The organism is Microbacterium sp. NPDC090007 (assembly GCF_044748345.1).
Classification (GTDB): domain Bacteria; phylum Actinomycetota; class Actinomycetes; order Actinomycetales; family Microbacteriaceae; genus Microbacterium.
This window is the reverse complement of the sequence record NZ_JBIVFV010000001.1, coordinates 1,196,914-1,219,667: the sequence shown is the minus strand read 5'-3', so window position 1 is coordinate 1,219,667 and position 22,754 is coordinate 1,196,914. Positions and strand designations below refer to the sequence as shown.

At 70.6% G+C, this 22,754-nt stretch carries 16 protein-coding genes; 6 read left to right on the top strand and 10 right to left on the bottom strand.

Translation table 11 applies throughout. The features are described 5' to 3' along the window. Positions 1–69 precede the first annotated feature (69 nt). The 4 genes from ACIPVB_RS05720 (at position 70) to ACIPVB_RS05705 (ending at position 5,399) form a co-directional block, all read left to right on the top strand. Positions 70–1,839, top strand: a complete 1,770-nt coding sequence (locus ACIPVB_RS05720) for an RICIN domain-containing protein (protein WP_400367553.1) — start codon at positions 70–72, stop codon at positions 1,837–1,839. 275 nt (positions 1,840–2,114) lie between these two features. Continuing rightward, positions 2,115–2,501, top strand: coding sequence for a YrdB family protein (locus ACIPVB_RS05715; protein ID WP_400367552.1), 387 nt, complete (start codon positions 2,115–2,117; stop codon positions 2,499–2,501). Further along, entirely contained in the window at positions 2,498–3,919 is a 1,422-nt protein-coding gene (locus ACIPVB_RS05710) for an FAD-binding oxidoreductase (RefSeq protein WP_400367551.1), read from the top strand. The genes ACIPVB_RS05715 and ACIPVB_RS05710 overlap by 4 nt, the downstream gene beginning before the upstream one ends. Before the next feature lie 79 nt (positions 3,920–3,998). Further along, a complete protein-coding gene (locus tag ACIPVB_RS05705; RefSeq protein ID WP_400367550.1) occupies positions 3,999–5,399 on the top strand; it encodes a L,D-transpeptidase family protein in 1,401 nt (466 codons plus the stop codon). A gap of 292 nt (positions 5,400–5,691) precedes the next feature. Here ACIPVB_RS05705 and ACIPVB_RS05700 read toward each other — a convergent pair whose 3' ends face one another. Continuing rightward, on the bottom strand, positions 5,692–7,911 hold the full coding sequence (locus ACIPVB_RS05700; RefSeq protein WP_400367549.1) for an NADP-dependent isocitrate dehydrogenase: 2,220 nt from the start codon (positions 7,909–7,911) through the stop codon (positions 5,692–5,694). Between the two features lie 173 nt (positions 7,912–8,084). Here ACIPVB_RS05700 and ACIPVB_RS05695 point away from each other — a divergent pair, with 173 nt between their 5' ends. Both ACIPVB_RS05695 and ACIPVB_RS05690 read left to right on the top strand, forming a co-directional pair. Further along, positions 8,085–8,537: a GNAT family N-acetyltransferase gene (locus ACIPVB_RS05695; RefSeq protein WP_400367548.1), complete on the top strand. Its 453-nt coding sequence runs from the start codon at positions 8,085–8,087 to the stop codon at positions 8,535–8,537. A gap of 372 nt (positions 8,538–8,909) precedes the next feature. After that, positions 8,910–9,746, top strand: a complete 837-nt coding sequence (locus ACIPVB_RS05690) for a DUF559 domain-containing protein (RefSeq protein WP_400367547.1) — start codon at positions 8,910–8,912, stop codon at positions 9,744–9,746. Between the two features lie 376 nt (positions 9,747–10,122). On the opposite strand, the gene ACIPVB_RS05685 is transcribed toward ACIPVB_RS05690, so the two are convergent. From ACIPVB_RS05685 to ACIPVB_RS05645, 9 genes are all read right to left on the bottom strand, one after another. Continuing rightward, positions 10,123–11,940, bottom strand: coding sequence for an ABC transporter ATP-binding protein (locus ACIPVB_RS05685; protein ID WP_400367546.1), 1,818 nt, complete (start codon positions 11,938–11,940; stop codon positions 10,123–10,125). Then, positions 11,937–13,850, bottom strand: coding sequence for an ABC transporter ATP-binding protein (locus ACIPVB_RS05680; protein WP_400367545.1), 1,914 nt, complete (start codon positions 13,848–13,850; stop codon positions 11,937–11,939). Before ACIPVB_RS05680 ends, ACIPVB_RS05685 begins: the two co-directional genes overlap by 4 nt. Before the next feature lie 286 nt (positions 13,851–14,136). Then, positions 14,137–14,652 carry a methylated-DNA--[protein]-cysteine S-methyltransferase gene (locus ACIPVB_RS05675; RefSeq protein WP_400367544.1) on the bottom strand — a complete coding sequence of 172 codons (516 nt, stop codon included), beginning with the start codon at positions 14,650–14,652 and terminating at the stop codon, positions 14,137–14,139. Further along, complete coding sequence (locus ACIPVB_RS05670) at positions 14,649–16,193, bottom strand: Ada metal-binding domain-containing protein (RefSeq protein ID WP_400367543.1); 1,545 nt, start codon at positions 16,191–16,193, stop codon at positions 14,649–14,651. Before ACIPVB_RS05670 ends, ACIPVB_RS05675 begins: the two co-directional genes overlap by 4 nt. 212 nt (positions 16,194–16,405) lie before the next feature. Continuing rightward, entirely contained in the window at positions 16,406–18,406 is a 2,001-nt protein-coding gene (locus ACIPVB_RS05665) for a hypothetical protein (protein WP_400367542.1), read from the bottom strand. 160 nt (positions 18,407–18,566) lie between these two features. Further along, positions 18,567–19,634, bottom strand: coding sequence for a glycosidase (locus ACIPVB_RS05660; protein ID WP_400367541.1), 1,068 nt, complete (start codon positions 19,632–19,634; stop codon positions 18,567–18,569). Positions 19,635–19,636: 2 nt separating this feature from the next. Then, complete coding sequence (locus ACIPVB_RS05655; protein WP_400367540.1) at positions 19,637–20,464, bottom strand: carbohydrate ABC transporter permease; 828 nt, start codon at positions 20,462–20,464, stop codon at positions 19,637–19,639. Then, positions 20,461–21,432: a carbohydrate ABC transporter permease gene (locus ACIPVB_RS05650; protein ID WP_400367539.1), complete on the bottom strand. Its 972-nt coding sequence runs from the start codon at positions 21,430–21,432 to the stop codon at positions 20,461–20,463. The genes ACIPVB_RS05655 and ACIPVB_RS05650 overlap by 4 nt, the downstream gene beginning before the upstream one ends. A gap of 1 nt (position 21,433) precedes the next feature. Further along, positions 21,434–22,717 (bottom strand): extracellular solute-binding protein, encoded by a 1,284-nt coding sequence (locus ACIPVB_RS05645; protein ID WP_400367538.1) that lies wholly within the window; start codon positions 22,715–22,717, stop codon positions 21,434–21,436. Between the last annotated feature and the right edge of the window lie 37 nt (positions 22,718–22,754).

The following is a 22,754-nucleotide window of genomic DNA, read 5'->3' as shown; positions in this document are numbered from 1 at the left end:
CGTAGGGCCCCACCCCGGTGCGCACCGGCTCGAGGCTCGGTGCTGACAACGCTCAATGAGGAGTGCCTTGTGAAGACGAGAACAAGAGTCGCCGCGTCCCTGGCCGCAGCAGCAGTCGCCCTGGTCGCCATCGTCCCCCTGAACGGCGCCGCCGCCGCGACGCAGTTCCTGACCTACATCAAGCCCACCCCGATCGTCGGCTCCCTCTCGTCGACGGCGTGGGGCGCGGCCACGGTCGGCCCGCGCGATCAGTCGAACGGCCTGGAGGACAAGACGCTCGCGAACTGGGTCTACTGGGACGGCGGGATCATCAAGGGCTCCGACGGCAAATACCACATGTTCGCCAGCCGCTGGCCGGAATCCGAAGGCCACGAGGCCTGGCGCTACGACTCGTACGCCGTCTCCGCGGTCAGCGACAATCTCTACGGCCCTTACACCGACCAGGGCTTGATGTGGCCCGACGTCGACGGCGGACACGGCCACAACGTGACTCCCGTGCAGCTGAAGGACGGGACTTACGCCGTCACCATCAGCGGGTTCTCCGACGCCCGCGTCTTCACATCGCCCTCGCTCAACGGACCCTGGACCCCGCAGGGCCAGGTGCAGGTGGCATCCGGACCCTACTCGAGCACCTTCAACACCGGCGGCAACTTCCGCACGATCCTCGGCCCTGACGGCAAATACCACGCCATCGTCAATGGCTTCCAGACGGCCGTGGCCGATAACGTGGTCGGCCCCTACACGGTGCAGAACCCGCCCCTGTTCTCCTCCATCGCGGGCAGCCCCACCGACGACATGGAAGACCCCCTGATCTGGTACAGCGGCGGTCTGTACCACGTCATCTTCAATTCGTGGTCGGCGAAGAAGGCCTACCACTACACCTCGACCGACGGCGCCACCGGATGGACGCTGCAGCCCGGCGTCGCCTACGACGCGAACGTCGACTTCACCACGTACACCGACGGCACGAAGAACCATTGGGCCAAGCTCGAGCGCCCCTCGATGTACCTCGAGAACGGGGTGCCGAAAGCGATGACCTTCGCCGTGGTCGACGTCGAGAAGAACCAGGAGAACGGTAACGACGGCCACGGCAGCAAGGTGATCGTCGTGCCGTTCGACGGTGCGGCGCTGAATGCGCCCGAGCCGAATCTGCCGACCGTCTACGCCGACACGAACGGCTCCGGCGCCAGCGCGGCGCTCGGTCTCGGCCGCTACACCATCGCCCAACTGCAGGCGAAGGGCATGGCAAACGACGCGATCTCGTCGATCGTCGTTCCCCCGGGATACAACGTCACCGGCTACGCCGACGACAACCTCACCGGGACGGCGTGGACGTTCACGAGCACGAACAACGACCTGCGTCAGACCGGCAACAACGACCAAATCTCCTCGATCTCCGTGTCGCTCGATTCCGCTGCGCAGTTCGAGATCTCGAGCCAGAGCAGCAACCGCGCGATCGACATTGCGTCGGCCTCGACCGCCGACGGCGCCCAAGCGCTCCAGTGGGAGTACCGCGCGACGTCGAACCAGCAGTGGCGGTTCACCGACGCCGGCAACGGCGCCGTCAAGATCGTCAACCGCAACAGCGGGAAGGTTCTCGAGGTCTCGGGTTCATCGATGGCCGACGGGGCGCAGATCGTCCAGACGACGGATGCCGGGCGCACGAGCCAGCAATGGACGGTGACGAACCAGAGCGACGGCACCGTGACCATCACGAACCGGGCGAGCGGCAAGGTTCTCGACGTCAGCGGCGCATCGACGGCCAACGGCGCCAAGATCATCCAGTGGCCCTCCGCGAACAGCGCCAACCAGCGCTGGTCGCTCACCAAGGTCGGCTGATTCCCCACCCGCGCGATGGACGGAGGGAGCGCACCGCGCTCCCTCCGTTTCGTTCCCCCTCCTCGTATCGACTCCGGATGGGGCCGGCGACCCCGCGTGTCTCGGCATCCACCGTTCCTCCACAGGTTCCGCCCGACATGGAGGTGCCGAGCTCGTCGAGGCCACCAGGTCCGTGCGGGTCCGTTCCCTTCACTAGGGACCTCGATCGCGCCGCGGGCGGCTCGACGCCGAGGGATCGCGGATGCCACGGCTCGAGGCCCGCGTAAAATAGCGGGGTGACCGATTCCCGCAACGTCCGCGCCCAGGCGCCTCTCGCTCCCGGCATGCGCCCTCGGCCGTCGGCGTTGGAGATCGGCAGCGTCGTCTGCGGCCTGTTCGCCTTCGTGACCCTTGCGGTCTGGGGTTTCCTGGCCTGGCCGTTCCCCTGGAACATCGTGGCGGGCATCGGCGCCCCCGCCCTGGCGATCCTGGTGTGGGCTCTCTTCGTCTCGCCGCGCGCCGTCCTCGCCGTGCACCCGTTCGTGCGCGCCCTCGTCGAACTCTTCGTCTTCGCCGCGGCGACGGTGGCCTGGTGGAGCATGGGGCAGGCCTGGATCGGCCTCGTCTTCGCGATCATCGCCGTCGTCCTGGGCGCGCTGAACGGCCGACGGCGCCTGGCATGACGCCTGACGGGACGGCGGAGTCCACGCCGTCTGCGCGCTCCCGGGCTGCGGCTGACCGGACACTCGCGCTTCTCCGGGCCGAGCTCGGCGAGCGCGTCGACACCTCGCCTGCGGCCCTCGACGCCGCGCGGGCCGACAAGTCGGGCCACGCGGCCGAGGGACTTCCCATCGCGGTCGTGCACGCGGCATCCATCGCCGATGTCCAAGCGGTCATGCGCGTCGCCACGGCCACCCGCACCCCGGTGGTCCCGCGCGGAGCGGGCACCGGCCTCGCCGGAGGCGCGAACACCGGCGGCGGCGAGATCAGCCTGTCGCTTCGCGCCCTGGACCGTCTGCTCGAGGTGCGTCCCGACGATCTGCTCGCGGTCGTCGAGCCCGGCATCCTCAACGCCGATTTGAACGCGCAGCTCGCCCCGCACGGCGTGTGGTGGGCACCCGACCCGGCCAGCCGCGCGGTCTCGACCGTCGGCGGCAACATCGCCACCGGCGCCGGCGGACTGCTCTGCGCCAAGTACGGCGTGGTGCGCGATGCGGTGCTCGGCGTCGATCTCGTCCTCGCCGACGGGCGCCTTCTGCACCTCGGCCATCGCAGCGTCAAGGGCGTGACCGGGCTGGACCTGACCTCGCTCGTCATCGGTTCCGAGGGCACGCTCGGCGTCGTCGTGGGAGCGACCCTCAAGCTCCGCCGCGCCGTCGAGGGCGAGCGCGTCACGTTGACCGCCCTGTTCGCCGGTGTCCGGGAGGCTGCCGTCGCATCGGCGGCCGTCACGGCGTCCGGTATCCAGCCCGCGATCATGGAGCTGATGGATGCCACCAGCCTCGCCGCGGTGCACCGCCTGCTCAATCTGCCGGTCCCCGCGGCGCACGCCGCACAGCTCACCGTCCAGACCGACGGTCCCACCGCCGCGGACGAGGCCGCGTCCATCGCGGATGTCCTGCGCGCGGCCGGGGGCGTCGTCGCGGTGGCCGCCGACGCCGTCGCGGGCGAGAAGCTGCTCGCCATCCGCCGCGCCATGCACCCGGCCATGGAGACCCTCGGCACGACCCTCATCGAGGACGTCTCGGTGCCGCGCAGCGCCCTGCCCGACATGTTCGACGAGATCGCCCGGATCGAGCAGAGATTCGGTCTCGTCATCCCCACGGTGGCGCACGCCGGCGACGGCAACCTGCACCCGAACTTCGTGTTTGAGGGCCCCGAGGTGCCGGACGTGGTGTGGGAGGCGGCCGAGGAACTGTTCCGCGCCGCTCTGCGCCTGGGCGGAACCTTGACCGGAGAGCACGGCATCGGCGTGCTCAAGCGACGCTGGCTCGCCGACGAGCTCGGGGACGACCAGTGGCAGCTGCAGCGCGACGTCGCGCGCGTGTTCGATCCCCTCGGCATCCTGAATCCGGGTAAGGTCTTCGCCCCTCCGGCGTGATGTGACCGTGATGAAATCAGCTCGTCTCCGAGAAGAAGCATGCTTAGCATGGGAAGACTGACTTCTGGGGGGTTTGACCATGACCGACGGCGCACCTGTCACCGACGGCGCGACCTACGCCTGGGCTCCCGTCGAGCCCGCACCGCGCAAGAACCGCTCCGGCCTGTGGATCGGCATCCCCGCCGGCGCCACGGCCGTGGCCCTCATCGCGGCCTCGCTCGTGCTCATCGCCCCGGGCGCGTCGGTGGCCGGTGTGCAGATCGGTGGCCTCACCGCCGGCGCGGCCGCGCAGGCCATCTCGACCCGCCTGGCCGACACCACGATCACGGTCGACAGCCCCGCGGGCGACGTCACCGTCACCGGAGCCGAGCTCGGTGCGACCGTCGATGCCGCCGCCCTCGCCGGCAAGGCCTTCTCCGACAACCCGATGTGGAAGCCCGCCGCCTGGTTCCCCGAGGGCACCGGGGTGTCCGTGCAGATCGACGCCGCCGAAGCAGCCGCCGCGCTGAGCGCCAAGGCCCCCGGCGCCTACCGGGCCCCCGTCGACGCGACCCTGGCATACGACGCCGGCTCGCAGGCCTACGTCACCACCCCCGCGCAGGCGGGTGAGGGCATCGACACCACCGCCGTCACGGCCGCGCTGCAGACGGCCTTCGACGCCGGCACCGCCGCGACCACCGTCGAGGCCGGCCTCGTCCCCGTCGAGGCCACCGTCTCGACCGCAGAGGCCGACGCCGCCGTGGCGACTCTCAACGGCATCCTGGACTCCGCCGGCTTCTACGTCGGCGACGAGCGCACCGTTCCCGTCGACCGCGCCACCGCGGCCTCGTGGCTGACCGTCACGCCCGACGGTCGGGGCGACTTCGCGATCTCCGCCGACGAGACGGCGATCGCCGCCGCCGTGCAGGGCCTGCCGGCGGCGGTCGACCGTGCCGCGGTCGACGCGGATCTCATCGTCGACTCCGGTGGCGAGGTCATCAAGGCCCTCGCCGACGGACAGACCGGTCGCACCCTCGGCGACACCAGCGGCATCGCGGCCGCGTTCGCGGCGCAGCTCGCCGACGGCAACGGGCGCTACGCGCTCGACGTCGCCGAGACCGCCTTCGCCACCACCAAGACCGAGCGACGCATCGACGTCAACCTGAGCACCCAGACCACGACGCTCTGGCAGAACGGTCAGGTCTACCGCTCGTACACGATCTCGTCGGGTGCGGGCGATTTCGCCACCCACACGGGCAACTTCCGCATCGGATGGAAGACCGAGATGCAGGACATGGGCTGCGTGCCCGGCTACGACTACTGCACCAAGGACGTCCCCTGGGTCGCGTACTTCAACGGCGACGAGGGCTTCCACGGCACGTACTGGCACAACAACTTCGGGACGCCGATGAGCCACGGCTGCATCAACATGACGATCCCGCAGGCCAAGGAACTGTACGAGTGGGCCTACCGCGGCACCGAGGTCTCGGTCCACTACTGAACCGGGACCCTTGTGAGGGGCGGATGCCATTCGGCATCCGCCCCTCTTCTCGTCTCCGCGCATCCGTCCGCCCGGCCTCCGCCCCGCCGCCCCGTACTCGACGCCGAAGTGAGCCGAACCCTCGCACTCGTCCGTCGCTGACTTGCGCCATATGCACGCGGAACGCCCACGCCCGCGGGCAGACGCCGCAACTCAACGACGAAGGACGCACGTCGTCCGACGACGGGGCGGGCGCGCGCACGAAACAAAGGGGCGGATGCCGTGTGGCATCCGCCCCTTTCGGGTCTCGGGCTCAGCGCAGGGCGTCGACCACGGCGTTCAGCGTCGCCGAGGGGCGCATGACCTTCTCGACGAGCTCCGTGTTCGGGCGGTAGTACCCGCCGATCTCGGCGCGGTGGCCCTGGACGGCGTTGAGCTCGGCGACGATCGTCTGCTCCGCGGCCTGCAGCTTCTCGGCGACCGGGGCGAAGACCTGGGCCAGGTCGGCATCCGTCGTCTGCGTCGCCAACTCCTGCGCCCAGTAGAGCGCGAGGTAGAAGTGGCTGCCGCGGTTGTCGATCGTGCCCAGGGCACGACCCGGCGACTTGTCGTTCTCGAGGAACGTGCCGGTCGCGGCGTCCAGGGTCTGCGCGAGCACGCGGGCGCGCTCGTTGCCCGTGGTGTCGGCGAGGTGCTCGAGCGAGGCCGCGAGGGCGAAGAACTCGCCCAGCGAGTCCCAGCGCAGGTAGTCCTCTTCGACGAGCTGCTGCACGTGCTTGGGAGCCGAGCCGCCGGCGCCGGTCTCGAACAGGCCGCCACCCGCGAGCAGCGGGACGATCGAGAGCATCTTGGCGCTCGTGCCGACCTCGAGGATCGGGAACAGGTCGGTGAGGTAGTCGCGCAGCACGTTGCCGGTGACCGAGATGGTGTCCTCGCCGCGACGGATGCGCTCGAGCGAGTACGTCGTCGCCTCGGCCGGCGCGAGGATCTCGATCGTCAGACCCTCGGTGTCGTGGTCGGCGAGGTACTCGTTGACCTTGGCGATGAGGTTGCGGTCGTGCGCGCGCGTCTCGTCGAGCCAGAACACCGCGGGCACGCCCGTGGCGCGGGCGCGGGTGACGGCGAGCTTCACCCAGTCGCGCACGGCCACGTCTTTGGTCTGGGTCGCGCGCCAGATGTCGCCGGTGCCGACCTCGTGCTCGAGCAGCACGTCGCCGTTCGAGGCGACGACCTGCACGCGTCCGGGCGCGGGGATCTCGAACGTCTTGTCGTGGCTGCCGTATTCTTCGGCCGCCTGAGCCATCAGACCCACGTTCGGCACCGAGCCGATGGTGGCGGGGTCGAGCGGGCCGTGAGCGATGACATCGTCGATGGTCGCCTGATAGACACCGGCGTACGAGGAGTCGGGGATGACGGCGAGGGTGTCGTCCTCGCCCCCGTCGGCGCCCCACAGCTTGCCGCCGTTGCGGATCAACGCGGGCATCGAGGCATCCACGATGACGTCCGAGGGGACGTGCAGGTTGGTGATGCCCTTGTCGCTGTTGACGTACGACAGACGGGGGCCGTTCTCGAGCGCCGCGTGGATCTCGGCCGCGATCGCGTCGCCGCCCTCGACGTTCGCCAGACCCGAGAGGATCGAGCCCAGACCGTCGTTGGGGGTGAGGCCCGCGGCCGCGAGCGCGTCGCCGTAGCGGTCGAAGACGTCGGCGAAGAACGCCTTCACGACGTGACCGAAGATGATCGGGTCGCTGACCTTCATCATCGTGGCCTTCAGATGCGCCGAGTAGAGCACGTCGTCGGCCTTCGCCTGCGCGAGCGTGTCGGCGAGGAAGGCGTCCAGAGCCGCGGCCGAGAGGAACGTGGCATCCACGATCTCGCCCTGAAGGACCTTCAGGCCCTCTTTCAGCGTCTTCGTCTCGCCGTCGGCCGACACGTGCTGGATCGCCAGCACGTCGTCGTCGGCGAGCACGACCGACTTCTCGTTCGAGCGGAAGTCGTCGTGGCCGAGGGTGGCGACGCGGGTCTTCGACCCCTCGCCGAACGACTTGTTGCGGTGCGGGTGCTTCTTGGCGTAGTTCTTCACGGCCAGGGGCGCGCGACGGTCGCTGTTGCCCTCGCGCAGGACCGGGTTCACGGCGGAACCCTTGATGCGGTCGTAGCGGGCGCGCACGTCCTTGTCCTCGACGCTCGACGCCTCGTCCGGGTAGTCGGGGATGTCGTACCCCTGCGACTGGAGCTCGGCGATCGCGGCCTTGAGCTGCGGGATGGATGCCGAGATGTTCGGCAGCTTGATGATGTTCGCCTCGGGCAGTGTGGCCAGTCCGCCGAGCTCGGCGAGGGCGTCGCCCACCTGCTGCTCGGGGGTCAGACGCTGCGGGAAGGCCGCGAGGATGCGGCCGGCGAGCGAGATGTCGCGGGTCTCGACGTCGACGCCCGCCTGCTTCGTGACGGCCTGCACGATTGGCAGGAACGACGCGGTGGCGAGAGCCGGCGCCTCGTCGGTGTACGTGTAGATGATGGTGGAATCGGGCACGTCAGATCTCTCCGTAGAGGCGGCCAGGGTTGTAAGCCAGCCTATCGCACCACGGCAAAGTGTCTTGATATCAAGATACTTCGGATGCCGCCCCGCCCTGCCTCCTGACCGGCGGACGCATGCGCTGGCATGCGATCTTGGGGGCGAGGTGGCCGTGCCGCTAGCCTGGGCGCATGGCCGACCTGCGTCTCGTCGAACTGTCCGCCGCCACGATCGTGGCCGTCAACACGCTCTCGCTCAAGCCCGGGCAGGAGCAGTTCCTCGCGCCGGTGAGCTACGGGATCGCCGCGACCGTCAGCAACCCCCAGACCTCCTGGCAGCGCGTCGTGCTCGACGGCAACGAGGTCGTCGGCTTCGTCAGCGCGAATTTCGACCGTGACGCGCACGAGGAGCACTTCCAGTCCGTCCTGTGGCGCATCAACGTCGATGCCGACGAGCAGGGTCGCGGCGTGGGCAGTTTCGCGATCGCCGCCGTGATCGAAGAGGCACGCGGTCGGGGAATGGACCACGTCGACGTCATCTACGAGCCCGGCGACGACGGTCCCGAGGCGTTCTTCCGCCGTGTGGGCTTCGAGCCCGTCGGTGAGACGGAGTACGGCGAAGTCATCGCGCGCGTCCACGTCTGACGGCCGCGGGTGCAGGCCTGACGCCTCGGGTGCAGGCCTGACGCCGCGGGTGCAGGCCTGACGCCGCGGGTGCAGGCCTGACGACGCGGGTGCAGGCCCGACGCCGCGGGTGCAGGCCTGACGCCGCGGGTGCAGGCCTAACGCCGCGGGTGCAGGCCTGACGCCGCGGTTTCCCGGGCCGCGCTGCGCCGCAACCGATCCGGATCTGCGCAACAGATTCGGATCGAGCTGGCTCGATCATCCGCACCCACTGCGATCATCCGATTCTGTTGAGTTGCTGCGATTCCTCCCCTGATGGTGGGTCCACTGCCTGCTCCACAGCTGCCCCTTTTTCGGCGCATCCTCGTCCGCTCCGAGGAGCAGGCTGGACCGATGGACATCGCCGAGTGGGTGACCGCGCGCGGCGGCATCGTGCACCGTCAGCAGATCCTGGATGCCGGCATCCCTCCCGGTCGACTGCGCGCAGCCATCACACGGGGCGAGGTCGACCGGGTCAAGCGCTACTGGGTCGCCACGACCACCGCCCCCACCGCTCTCGTCAGCGCCGCCCGGGCGTCCGGCCGGCTCGCGTGCATCAGCGCCGCGACCCTGCGGGGTTGGTGGATCCCCGAGGGAGTCGGTGCGTCGCTGCACGTCGTGGTGAAGCGTGACGGCCATGCTCCGCCCGCCGACATCGTCACGCACTGGTCGGCTCCTCTCGTGCCGCTGCCCGCTCACCACCTCGTCGAGTCGATCCCCGATTGTCTCGAGCACGTCGCGAGCTGTCTCCCGTTCGAGCAGGCCCTGGTCGTGTGGGAATCAGCGCTGCGGCACGAGCGCCTGCACCCCGATGTCGTCGCGAAGATGTCATGGCGCACTCCCCCAGCCAAGCGGTTGGCCTCCATCGCAACGGGGCGGTCGGACTCAGGACTCAAGACGATCTTCGTGGTGCGCCTGACCCCCTGGGGCGTGCCGATCCGCCAGCAGGTGCTCATCGCGGGGCACCGCGTCGACGTTCTCATCGGTGACCGTCTCATCGTTCAGCTCGACGGCTTCGCTTATCACTCGACCCCTCAGGACCGACAGCGTGACCTCGCCCACGATCGTGACGTGATCGCTCGCGGCTACACCGTGCTGCGCTTCAGCTATCGCGACGTGGTGAGCGACTGGGCCGGCGTGGAACGCACGGTCACGACGGCGATCGCCCAGGGGCTGCACCTCGCGAGGTGAACGGCGTGGGCGTGGCGCCGCGCTGACGATCTCGGCGATCACCGGATGCGGATGATCACATCGGATTCGGACGCCGCGCTCGCCGGCATCCGAATCGGTTGCAGGCGTCCGGATCCGGTGCCCGCAATCCCCCCCCCTCCCCGAGCGGTCAGAACCGCGTCGATCGCGGGATCACCCGGCGGGACCCATCCGGACGGGCACGCGAGGAGATTCGGACCGGTGCAACACATTCGGACCAGGGTGACGGCCGCATCCGAGTCCGTTGCACACGTCCGAATGCGTTGGCTGACGGGGGGCCGTGCGGTGTCCGAGGCGCCAAAAGACGGCGGATGCCACGCCCCGACGGGACGTGGCATCCGGGCTCGGACGGGGTGGGCTAGACCAGCGACTCCCGCCACGCGGCGTGCAGCTGCGCGAACTTGCCCGTGCCGGCGATGAGGGTGGCGGGGGCGTCGTCCTCGATGATGCGACCGTGCTCCATCACCAGCACGCGGTCGGCGATCGCCACCGTCGAGAGGCGGTGGGCGATGATGATCGCGGTGCGGTCGGCCAGCAACGTCTGCAGGGCGTCCTGGATGAGGCGCTCGCTGGGGATGTCCAGCGACGCCGTCGCCTCGTCGAGGATCAGCACCGCCGGATCGGCGAGGAAGGCCCGGGCAAACGAGATCAGCTGACGCTGCCCCGCCGAGACCCGGCCGCCGCGCTTGTTCACGTCGGTGTCGTACCCGTCGGGCAGCTTCGAGATGAACGCGTCCGCGCCCACCGCGCGGGCCGCCGCGCGGATCTCGTCCATCGTGGCATCCGGCTTGCCGAGGGCGATGTTGTCGGCCACGGTGCCGCTGAACAGATACGCCTCCTGCGTGACCATGACGATCGCGCGGCGCAGGTCCTTCGGGTGCAGACGGCGCAGGTCGACGTCGTCGAGCGTCACCGCCCCCTTCGTCGGGTCGTAGAACCGCGAGACGAGCTTCGCGAGCGTCGTCTTGCCGGCGCCGGTGGTGCCGACGAGGGCGATCGTCTGCCCCGCGGGGATGTCCAGCGAGAAGTTCGGTAGGATGACGCGGCCCTCGGTGTAGCCGAAGGTGACCTCGTCGAAACGGACGTGGCCGCGCGCGCTCCACAGGTCGACGGGATCGGTCGGATCCGGAACCGTCGGCTCCTCCTCGAGCACGCCAGACACCTTCTCGAGCGCCGCGGTGGCGGACTGGTACGAGTTCAGGAAGAACGCGACCTCCTGCAGGGGTGAGAAGAAGTTGCGCACGTACAGCACCGCCGCCGTGAGCACACCGATCTCGAGCGGCCCCGCGATCACGCGACCGCCGCCCCACAGCAGCACCACGGCGACCGAGACGGCGGCGACGGTCATGATGCCCGGCTCGAACGTGCCGAAGAGTCTGATGGAGCGCATGTTGACGTCGCGGTAGTCGGCGGCGAGCGTGCCGAACTCCTCGTCGTTGCGCGGTTCCTTGCGGAACGCCTTGACGGCACGGATGCCGGTCATGGACTCGACGAACTTCACGATCACCTGGGCGCTGATGACCCGCGACTCCCGGTAGATGACCTGCGAGCGCGAGTAGAACCAGCGCATGAGGAGGTACATCGGGATGCCCATGAGCGTGAGGATCAGTCCCGACTGCCAGTCGATGAGGAACAGCGCGGCCAGGGTGAACAGGCCGTAGAGGACTCCCGAGACGAGCTCGTTCAGTCCGCCGTCGAGCAGCTCCCGGATCGTGTCGAGGTCGCTCGTCTGGCGGGAGATGATGCGGCCCGAGGTGTACGACTCGTGGAACTCCAGACTCAGCCGCTGGGTGTGCAGGAAGATCCGCTTGCGCAGGTCCAGCATCACCGCCTGGGTGAGGCGCGCCGCGACGACGACGTACCAGCCGATCAGCACCGCACCGCCGATCCCCGCGAGCAGGTACACGCCGACGACGCCGTAGGTCGGCATCCACTCGCTTCTCTCGATCACCGCGGGCAGCGCGTTGTCGATGCCGTAGGCGATGAGGGCGGGGCCGGCGACGCGCAGGGCGGTCGAGACGACGAGGACGGCGGCCGCGAGCACGAGCTGCCACCGCAGCGGCGAGACGAGCGATCCGAGCAGACGAAGCGAACGCCGGCGGATCGCGCGGCTCTCGGCGCGGGTGTAGTCGGAGCGGTCCTCACCGCTGGTTCCGGCGACGGTCGCGGTGGTCATCGGGTCGCCTCCTTCTCGGTGCGGGCGTCGTCGGTGGGGATCTCACCGTGGGAGGTGGGCGCCGGGGCGTCCCGGGGTACGCCGTCGGCGGAGACGACCGGGATCGCCCCGGTGCGGGCCTCACGCTCGGCCTCTTCGAGGCTCGAGATGACGTAGCGGTAGTGATCGCTCTCGCGCAGCAGCGCGGAGTGCGTCCCGACGGCCGTCACGCGACCGTCCTGCAACAGCGCGACGCGGTCGGCGAGGGTGACCGTCGAGGGCCGATGGGCCACCACCAGAGCGGTCGTCTCACTGAGCACCTCGCGCAGGGCGTCCTCGACGAGCGCCTCGGTGTCGACGTCGAGCGCCGACAACGGGTCGTCGAGCACCAGGACGGCCGGGCGGGCGGCCACGGCACGGGCGAGGGCGAGACGCTGACGCTGTCCGCCGGACAGGCTCAGGCCCTCTTCGCCGATCACGGTGTCGAGGCCGTCGGGGAGCTCGTAGACGAAGTGCGCCTGTGCGACCTGCAGCGCCTCGCGCAGGATCTCCTCGGCCTCGGGTGAGCCGGGCACCAGGTCTTCGCGGCCGAGCAGGACGTTGTCGCGGACGGTCTGCGAGAACAGCGTGGCGTCCTCGAAGGCCATGCCCACGTGACGGCGCAGCTCGGCGAGCGTGAGGTCGCGCACGTCCACGCCGTCCAGCAGCACGCGGCCACCCGTGACGTCGTACAGGCGTCCCGGCAGGGTGGTGAGCGTCGTCTTACCCGACCCGGTGAGGCCGACCAGCGCCATGGTCTCGCCCGGGCGCAGCGTCAGGTCCACGCCGTCGAGCAGGTCGGGCTCGGTGCCCGCGGCATCCTGGTAGCGGAAATGCGCCCCCTCGAAGGTGAGCTCACCGCGGGGCGCGGTGATGGTGCGCGGGTTCTCGGGGTCGACGATGGTGTTCTGCTCGTCGAAGACCTCGAAGATGCGGTCGGTGGCGGTCCGCGCGTCGAGGAGGAACGAGAAGAGGAACCCGATCGACTCCATCGGCCACCGCAGCACGGTCGCCATGGCGAAGAAGGCCACGAGTTCGGCGACCTGCAGCTGTCCGAGCTGGGTCAGCACGATGCCGGCGCCCAGGCACACCGCGAACGCGATGTCGGGCAGCAGCACCAGCCAGAACCAGATCCAGCCGATCGCGCGGGCCTTGTCGATCTCGGTCTCGCGCAGGGACTCGGCCTGACGGGTGAACTTCTGCAGCGCGTGCGTGCCACGGCCGAAGGCCTTGAGGACGCGGATGCCGTGGACGCTCTCTTCGACCGAGGTGGCGAGGTCGCCCGCCTGGTCCTGGCTCTGCCGTGTCAGCGCGCCGTAGCGCTTCTCGAAGCGGAAGCCGACGTAGATCACGGGGGCCGAGGTGACCAGGAACAGCGCGCCGAGCAGCCAGTGCCAGCGGAAGAGCAGCACGGCGCCGATGACGATCGTGAGCATGTTGACCACGAGCAGGATGACGCCGAAAGCGAGCCAGCGGCGCAGCATGCTGATGTCCTGCATCATGCGCGACAGCAGCTGTCCCGACTGCCACCGGTCGTGGAACGCCACCGGCAGACGCTGCAGGCGTGAGTAGAACGACTGGCGCAGGTCGTACTCGACCTTGGTGGCGGGGGCGAGCACGAACCAGCGGCGCAGCCAGACCATCGCGGCCTCGGCGAGACCGAGCCCGAGGACGGCGAGCGAGCCCCAGACCAGCGCGGTGGGGTCGAGCGAGGCGATCGGGCCGGCGACGATCTGCTCGAGCACGAGCGGGATCGCCAGGGCGAGCAGGCTCGCGACCAGCGCGGTGACGGCACCGGCGATCAGGCGCGGCAGCACGGGACGGGCGATGGGCAGCAGCCGCGCGAGCGCGCGTGGCGTCGAGAGGCGTTTGTCGGACGGTGAGGTGGTCATGATCCTCGTGGGGTCGAAGCGGGCGCCGGGATCGGGCGCGGACAGGGATGCCGGGGCGCGACGACGCGCGTCGGACAGGGCGCAGCGGATGCGCCGGAGCGCGGACGCGGGCCCTAGGGGCGTCGGCCGGGACGCGCGGCGACGGAGGACGCGGCGGCCGGGGCGACGGGGGCGTCGATCTGGTCCATGGCATCCTCCTTGATCGGTGTGAAGCCATCGCCGGGGGGAACGACAGCCCTCCAGCCTATCCCTGTGAGAACCCTGAGGGCAAGGGTGTTCTCGTCGTTCAGGCCGCCGACTCGCGCGCGAGGAGCCGCTGCTTCACCCCGGTCCCCCACGCGAACCCGCCCATCGTGCCGTCTGCGCGCCGCACGCGGTGGCACGGGACGAACAGCGCCACCGCGTTGCGGGCGCAGATGGATGCCGCGGCCCGCACCGCCGAGGGCGAGCCCAGCGCCGAGGCGAAGCCGGCGTAGGTCAGCGGCTCTCCGGGGGCGATCCGCCGCAGGGCCTGCCACCCGGCGAGCTGGAGCGCCGTGCCGTGCTGGGCGACCTCGACCCGGTCGATCGCGCGGAGGTCGCCGGCGTAGTAGGCGCGGACGGCGTCCGCCGCGGCCGTCTCTGCGGCGACGATCTCGACGGGTCGCCGGTCGGGACGCAGCCGCGCGAGGACGGCATCCGGGTCCGACGTCCAGCCCGACACGAGCACGCGACCTCGGGGGTCGGCGAGGACGGCGAAGTCGCCGTCGGGGGTGTCGATGATCTGCAGGGTCGCCGTGCGTGGCGGTGCGATCGTGGTCATGCGGAGGCCTCGCTTTCGGAGGGACGGAGGGGGGCGGCGGGTGAGCGCCAGGCCTGCGTGACGGGGGCGGCGTACCAGTAGTGGGCCATCGCGTAACTGCGCCAGGGCGCCAGTCGCTCCGAGAACGCGGTGAACCCGGCCGGGTCGGACGGCAGCCCGAGGGCGGCGGCACCCGCGCGGGCGGCGACGTCGCCGGGAAGGAGCACGTCGGGGTCGCCCAGCACGCGCATCCGCACGTAGTCGGCGGTCCACGGACCGATCCCGCGCATCGCGAGCAGGCGCTCCCGCTGCTCGGTGCGGTCGTCGCCCGGGCCGAGGGCGAGCGAGCCGTCGGCGAGCGCGGCCGCCGCCCCCACGATCGCCCGCATGCGCGCCGCGGGCCCCCGCAGCACCTCGAGACCGCGCTCGGCGATGACGGCGGGCGGGGGGAACAGCGTGAGGGGGTGCGGTCCGACCTCGGCCCTCTCGCCGAGCTCGGCCGCCAGGCGTCCCTGCATCGTCCGCGCCGACGCCACGCTGATCTGCTGACCGATCATGGCGCGCAGCAGCATCTCGTCGGGATCGACCGCCCCCGGCACCCGGACCCCGGGGATCGCCGCGACGGCGGCGGCGAGTTCGGGATGCCGCGAGAGGGCGTCGTCGACCGCGAGCGGGTCGGCATCGAGGTCGAACAGACGGCGCACCCGCGCGATGAGGGTGCCGAGATCGGCCAGGGCGGTCAGTCGTGCGCGCAGCCGCAGGCGTCCGTCGTCGGCGAGACGCACCTCGAACCACACCGGCCCGCCGGGCAGGCGCACGACCCGGGCGAAGGAGCGGTCGTCGCCGACTTCGACCCCGGGGACGGCATGGGCGCGCATCCACCCGAACAGGCCGACGGTGTCGATGGGGCCGCGCACGGGCAGGGCCAGGTCGATCTCGCCCGCCGAGATCTCGGCGCGCGCCGCGGCGGAGCGTCGTGCGCGCAGGGCGCTCGGCGTCAGGCCGAAGACCTCGCCGATCGTCTCGGTGAACTGGCGGATGCTGGAGAACCCGGCCGAGAACGCCACGTCGGCGGACGACATGTCGGTGCCCACGAGCAGCGCGCGGGCGGTGTGCGCACGGTGGGCGCGGGCCAGGGCCAGGGGCCCCGCGCCCAACTCGGCGGTGAGGACGCGGGTGAGGTGGCGGGGCGAATACCCCAGGCGGCGGGCGAGGCCCGGGACCCCCTCACGGTCGACCACCCCGTCGGCGATGAGGCGCATGGCCCGCGCGGCGACGTCGGAGCGCAGGTCCCACAGCGGCGAACCGGGCGCCGCCTCGGGCAGGCACCGCTTGCACGCGCGATAGCCGGCCTCGTGCGCGGCCGCCGACGTGGGGTAGAAGGTGACGTTCTCTTCACGCGGCGTGCGCGCCGGGCAGCTCGGCCGGCAGTAGATGCCGGTCGAGCGCACCGCGGTGACGAACTGGCCGTCGAAGCGCCGGTCGCGCGACTGGATCACGCGATAGCGCTCGGTGAAGCCGGGGGCCCGGGAGCCGGATCCGTCGGCGGCGGTGGATGTCATGGCATCCACCCTGCCACCCGCCCCCGACATCGGCTGGCGGAAATCGGACACGGCCGTGCCCGGGTGAACCGCCGGACGCACCGGGACCGGGGTGGCGACCGGGCCGGCGTCCCCGGACGTGCCCCGGCGGACCGCCGGACGCATCGGGACCGGGGTGGCGGCAGGGCCGGCACCCCCGGCCGGGACCGCGCGGGCCCCGGCCGGAGGCCGAGTCAGCCCTCGGCGACGGCGAACCCGCCGGCGGGTACGACGACCCGCACGGCACCGTCGGCCGAGATCGTGCGCACCATCGACCCCGATGCGTCGTAGACCTTCACCGTCGCGACGACCCCATCGGCGCCGATCGTCGTGCGCTGCGGGGCGATCGCGCTCGAGTGCACCAGCTCGCTGCGAGCGTCGCCGCCCAGCACGAGACGCGAGATCCACGGGCGGACGATGAGCCCGTCGAGGGTCAGCGTTCCGCGCAAGGCCGTGACGCGTACGTCGTCGCCGGAGACCGGGGCGGTCAGGGCATACGGGAGCAGGGCGCCCGGCGTGGGCGAGATGCCCTGCCCGGGGCCGGTCACCCGCAGCACGCCGCCACCGCGCCAGGCCGACTGCGTCGACGCGCCCGGCTCGGTCTTGACCACGGGCTCGACCCAGCGGCGGGTGTCAGACGAACCGATGTCCCACGTCGCGCTCTGCCGCGGCTCGAGGGCCAGGCCGTCGCCGGACCACCCCGACTCCCCCGTCCACGCCGACGCGGGGGTGAAGACCGTTCCGTCGGTGTCGGTGGCATCCTCCGCCTCGACGTACTCCAGGCCCTCGCGCGCCTCGACCGAGGTCGTCGCCGTCGCGCGCGCCGCGACGGCGGGGTGGGCGTCGAGCGCGATCGCGGTGAGCAGGCCGTGGATCGTCGACTCCGCGCCGCTGTTGCGGTTGACCGTGCCGTCGGGCTGGAGCCCGTCGAAGGTCACGCCGGTGGACGGATCGTACATGCGCGCCCCCGCGTGGTTGGCGCCGAAGAACCAGGCCGCCTGCATCGCCGCGAGCTGCGCGAACGCGTCCGATCCGGTCGTGTCGGCCAGGGCGAGCAGCGACTGCACCCGCGAGTCCGCGCCGTACGCGATCTGCACCCGGTCGGTCGGGCTGGGGTTCCATCCGTTGTCGGGCCCGCCGGCGGTCAGCAGCGTCGTGGAGAAGCCGGTGGCATCGGCGATGGCGGGCCGGACGAGCGCGTCGTCGTCGAACAGTTCACCGGCGCGGGCGAGGGCGGCGGGCATCTGCGACCCCCACGCGTGCCAGATCGCGGGCGACTGCGCCCACGGCAGCACGGCACCGTACGGCCACTGACGGGTGGTCCCGGATGCCATGGCGGCGATCCCCTCGGCGAGCTGCCGCGCCGCGGTGGCCGAGGAGTCGTCGCCCGCCTCCACGGCGGCGGAGAGCCCGAGCACTGCTTCGGCCGTGGCGTCGGCACCGTCGACGATCAGCCACGCCGGCACGCGGACACCGTCCGACTGCACGTACTGGCCGTACTGCGACAGCACATCGCGCTCGATCGCCCCGCGCGACAGCGCCAGACGGTCTTTGAGGAAGCCTGCGAAAGCGGGGTCGTCGTCGGCGAAGGCGGCGTACCCCTCGCCGAGGGCCCAGACGGTGCGCGCCGTCCAATAGCTGGGTCCGGAGTCCGAGGGGTCGGGCAGCTCGACGGGCTCGGCGGAGGGGTTCAGCTCGCCGTCCGGCTGCATCCACAGAACGACGTTGCCCGCGGAGGGGCCGTCGAGGGTCTGGTGATAGGCGACCGTGCGCAGCAGTTCGTAGGCCTTCTGCCGACTGTCGGGGTCGCCGGTCAGCTCCCAATGCCGGGTGTACACGACCGCGGCACGGGTGTTGTCGTCGGCGTTGAAGGCGCCCTGCCCCCAATCGCCGGTCGCGGGGTCGAGCGGACCCCCGCCGATCCGCTCGAAGGCGCCGCCGTCGCGCGCGTCGGCGTAGGTCCACGGCGCCAGGAGCGTGGGTTCCTCGGCCTGGCGGTAGGTCGAGTGCCCCGACACGCCGGCGGGCGGGGTGGCCTCGTCGAGCAGGAAGTCCAGGTGATCGAGAGTGGTCAGGGGACCGGATGCCGCGGCCACGGCGGTCGGTGCGGTCAGCGCCGGCGCGGCGGCGAGCGGGACGGCGAGGGCGGCGGCGCCGACGACGGCCGTGATGCGCGCACTCCATCGTGCGTTCATGGGAGGGGGGTCCTTTCGGTGGGATGGTGCACGAGTGCTGCACCCCGCTCCCCCGCCGTCGAGGCCGACGACGGGAGAGCGACGCTACAGCAGTGCTCGGCGCGGGTCACGGTGAATGCGCCGAGAGGTGCGCGGAAGCGGGGAAGCCGCCCCGCGGGGATCAGTCCGTGCGTTCGAGCAGGGCGACGCCGATCTTGCTGTCGGCCATGCCGTAGAACACGAAGTGACGACCGTCGATCTCCTCGATCGCGGTGGGGAACACGACGTTGGGCACGATGCCGCTGCGCTCGTCGTCGGTCTCGGGGGCCAGGAGCGGCTCGGGCGTGCGTGCGATCACGCGGCTCGGGTCCTCGGCATCCAGGATCAGCGCCCCGGCGGCGTAGTTGACCCTCTGCTGCTGAGAGAACGCGCCGTCGATCACGCCGGTCACCCCGTGGTGCAGCACGAGCCACCCCTCGGGAATGCGCAGCGGCGGCGGGCCGCCCCCGATCTTGACCTCTTCGAAGGGGAACTGCGGCCCGGCGACGAAGCGGTGCTGCTCCCACAGCGCGATAGCCGAGAGATCGTTGCGGACGGCGGCGAGGGGCACGTAGCTGATCCAGATCGATTGACGCTGGTCCTGCACCCCCGCGGGGACGCGCACACCCTGCCCGGGCTTGGTCTCACCGAGGTCCCACATGGGGCGGTGCAGCACGGCGAGCGCCTCGGTGCCGTCGGGTGCCGTGACGGGCTCGGGGAAGAAGACGGTGTCCTTGTTGTGGAACAGGTTGAGGTCCATGTCGAGGTCGTCCTGGTAGCGGAAGAGCACCGGCCCCAGGCGCCGCCAGTGGCGCAGGTCCTCCGACACGGCGACGGCCGTCCGCGGGCCCAGCGGACCGTAGGCGACGTAGGTCATCACGTGCAGGCCGAGGGCGTCGATCCACGTGGTACGGGGGTCCTCGGTGCCGGCGTTGCCGACGCCGCGCTCCCACCCGCGGTCGGGCTGCAGCACGATTCCCTCGCGTTCGACCGAGACGGGGATGCCGTCTTCGACCACGACGCGGGCCAGGCCCACGCGCGAGACGTTGCCCTCGGCCACGAGCCGCGGCAGCAGGTACAACTGCCCGTCGGGTCCGCGGCCCGAAGCCGGATTGAGCACGCCCTCGGCCTCGTCGGCGTTGCCGGGCTCGGGGGTCATCACCACACCCACACGTGTGAGGCGGTAGGGGACGGGGGATTCGGGGGTCATTGTCATCCTTTCACTCCGGATCCGAGGTCGTTCGAGGTGAAGTAGCGCTGGAAGATGAGGAACAGCGCCACCGCGGGGGCGGCGAGGACGACGGCGCCGGCCATCATCGCGCCAAAGGGATTGGCGGTGGATGCCGCGATGTTGCTGATGAAGTTGGCCAGCGACACCGCCAGGGGCTGCATCGTGGCGTCCTTGGTGATGAGGAAGGGCCACAGGAACTCGTTCCACGGACCGATGAAGGTCAGCAGCACCGCGGTCAGCAGCGCCGGTCGCACCAGCGGCAACGCCACGCTCCACAGCAGCCGGAACTCGTTCGCGCCGTCGATGCGGGCGGCGTCGAAGAGCTCCTTCGGCAGCTGCAGGAAGTACTGGCGGAAGATGACCACGGCCGTGGAGTTGATGAAGAACGGCAGGATCATGCCCAGGTAGCTGTCGCTGAGTCCGTAGTCGCGCGCGATCATGACGTACAGCGGGATCATCAGCAGCTGGAACGGGATCACCTGCACCAGCAGCACCAGGGCGAAGGTCGCCGACCGGCCCCGCCACCTCAGCACCGCGAGCGCGTAGCCGGCGAGCACGCCGAACACGATCGTGCCGAGGATCACGCCCCCGGTGAAGATGCCGGAGTTGGCCAATCCCTGCAGCAGGTTGATGCGGCCGTCGATCGCGGTGTAGTTCTCGGTCGTGAGGTTGCCGGGGTTCGGGAAGGCCCCCGCGATCGAGGTGTCCGGGTTCGTCTGCAGCGATCCCGCGATCATGTAATAGAAGGGGAACAGGAACGCGAGGGCGCCGACGGTGAGCACGCCGTAGGTGACGACTCGGTTTCTCATGATTCCTCCCTCCCAACGAACCGGCGCTGCAGCAGCGCGATGACGAGCACGAAGACGATCAGCACCACGCCGATGGCCGCGGCCACGTCGGGGTTCTGCTGCTCGATGCCCTTCTGGTAGATCAGGAGCACGGGCGACGTGGACGCGCCGTTGGGTCCGCCGCCGCTCGTGAGCAGGTAGGGCTCGGTGAAGAGGTTCGCGCCCGTGATCGTGGACAGCAGGACGACGAGGAACGTCGCCGGCCGCACCCCGGGCACCGTGACCGCGAAGAACTGGCGGATCCGCCCGCCCCCGTCCACGGCCACCGACTCGTAGAGCTCTCGCTGGACGTTCTGCAGCGCGGCGAGGTAGAGCAGGATGTAGAACCCCAGCCCCTTCCACGTCACGAAGAGGGCGATCGTCGGCATCGCCAGGGCGGAGTTGACCAGCCACGACGGGTTCGGCGCGAGCGGCCCGAGCACGTTGTTCACCAGTCCCGTGTTCGAGAACAGGAACAGCCAGACGGCGACGACGGCGACGGATGCCGTGACGTAGGGCACGTAGAACGCCACCCGGAAGAAGGTGCGGGCGCGCACCACGCGGTCGAGCGCGGTGGCCAGCAGGATCGACAGCACCACCGTGAGCGGCACGTTGATCAGCAGGAAGACGCCGACGTTGCCGAACGCGCGCCACACGTCGGGGTCGGTGAGGGCCGTGACGTAGTTGTCGAGGCCCACGAACGGCCGGTCGACGTTCGCACCCGGCGCGGTGAAGAAGTAGTCGTGGAACGACATCCACACCGCGAACACGATCGGGTAGGCGAAGACCACGCCGATGAAGATCAGGTACGGGGCGGAGAACAGGATGCCGAGCGGCTGCGCGCCGAACGGGCGACGCCGCTTCGTCCCGGTGTCCTCCGCGCCCGCGCGGCCCGGCCGACCGGGGTCGCCCCCGGTGCGGCCGGTCGCGCCGGCGACGGACGTGGTCATGTCAGTTCCCCGCCACGAGCTGGTCGATCTGGGTCTTGGCATCCGAGAGGAACGTGGTGACGTCGCCCTCGCCGAAGATGACCGCCTTCGAGTAGCCGTCGCGGAACGCCTGCCAGATCTCGACCGAGTTCTGCACGTTCGGAACCTCGACGGTGCGCGCGGCCTGGTCGCCGAACTGCTCGTAGGACGGGTTCGCGGCGAAGTAGTCGGCGTAGGTCGAGGTCAGGTCGGTGCGCAACGGCATCTGCCCGGTCTCTTCGAGCCAGGTGCCGTCCTGCTCCTCGCTCGTGGCGAACTTCAGCACGTCCCACGCGGTCGCCTTGTTCTCGCACGCGGTGAACAGACCGACGTTCTTGGCGTCGCTGAAGGTCCAGGTCTCGCCGGCGGCGGTGCCGTTCTCGGTCGGCACGGGGACCGAGCCCCAGTTCACCTTGTCCTGGTAGACCGAGATGGCCCACGGCCCCACGATCGCCATCGCGGCCTGACCGTCGGCGAAGGCGTCGCCCTGGTACTGCTCGTTGCCGGCGAGCTGCTCGCTGTAGACGGTGCGCCAGAAGTCGGCGACCGCCTGACCCTCCGCGTCGTCGAAGGTGGCCTGGCCGTCCTCGACGAGCTGCTTTCCGCCGGTCTGCGCGGCGTACAGGGGGTAGAAGTCGAACCAGGACTGGAAGAACTCGCTGGTGGGGGCCGGGTTGATGGCGTAGGGCGACACCCCGGCGCTCTTCAGCGCCCGCGCGGTCGTCAGGAACTCGTCGTACGAGGACAGCTGCGGGTTCTCGGCGTCGAGACCGGCCTGGGCGAAGAGGTCCTTGTTGTAGAAGATCATGACGGGGTTGCTCTTCCACGGCAGCTGATAGAAGCCGCCGTCGTCGGAGCGGTACTGCTCGGCGAGGTCGCCGCTGCGCTCGGTGATGTACTGCTCTCCGTCGGGGAAGTCCGACAGGTTGACCAGACCGCCCTGGCGCTCGAATCCCGGCACCGCGGCGGGCGAGGTGTTGAAGATCAGGCAGGGGGCGTTGCCGGCGGTGATGGCCGCCCCGATGACCTCCTCGCTCGACGACCCGGCGGGGATCTCCTGCGCGGTGATCTGCTGGTCGGGGTTGGCGGCGTTCCAGGCCTCGACCATCTGCTGGCCCCAGGCGATCTCGGCGTCGTTGTTGGAGTACCAGATCGTGAGGGGGCCGCGGGCGTCCATGCCCCCGGTCCCTCCTCCCCCGCCACTGCAGGCGGACAGGGCCAGAACGCCGGTGGCGGCGAGGGCTGTGGTGAGAATGCGTCGTCGCATGTCTTCCTCCTTGTGAGAGCGGGATTCACCCGCGGTG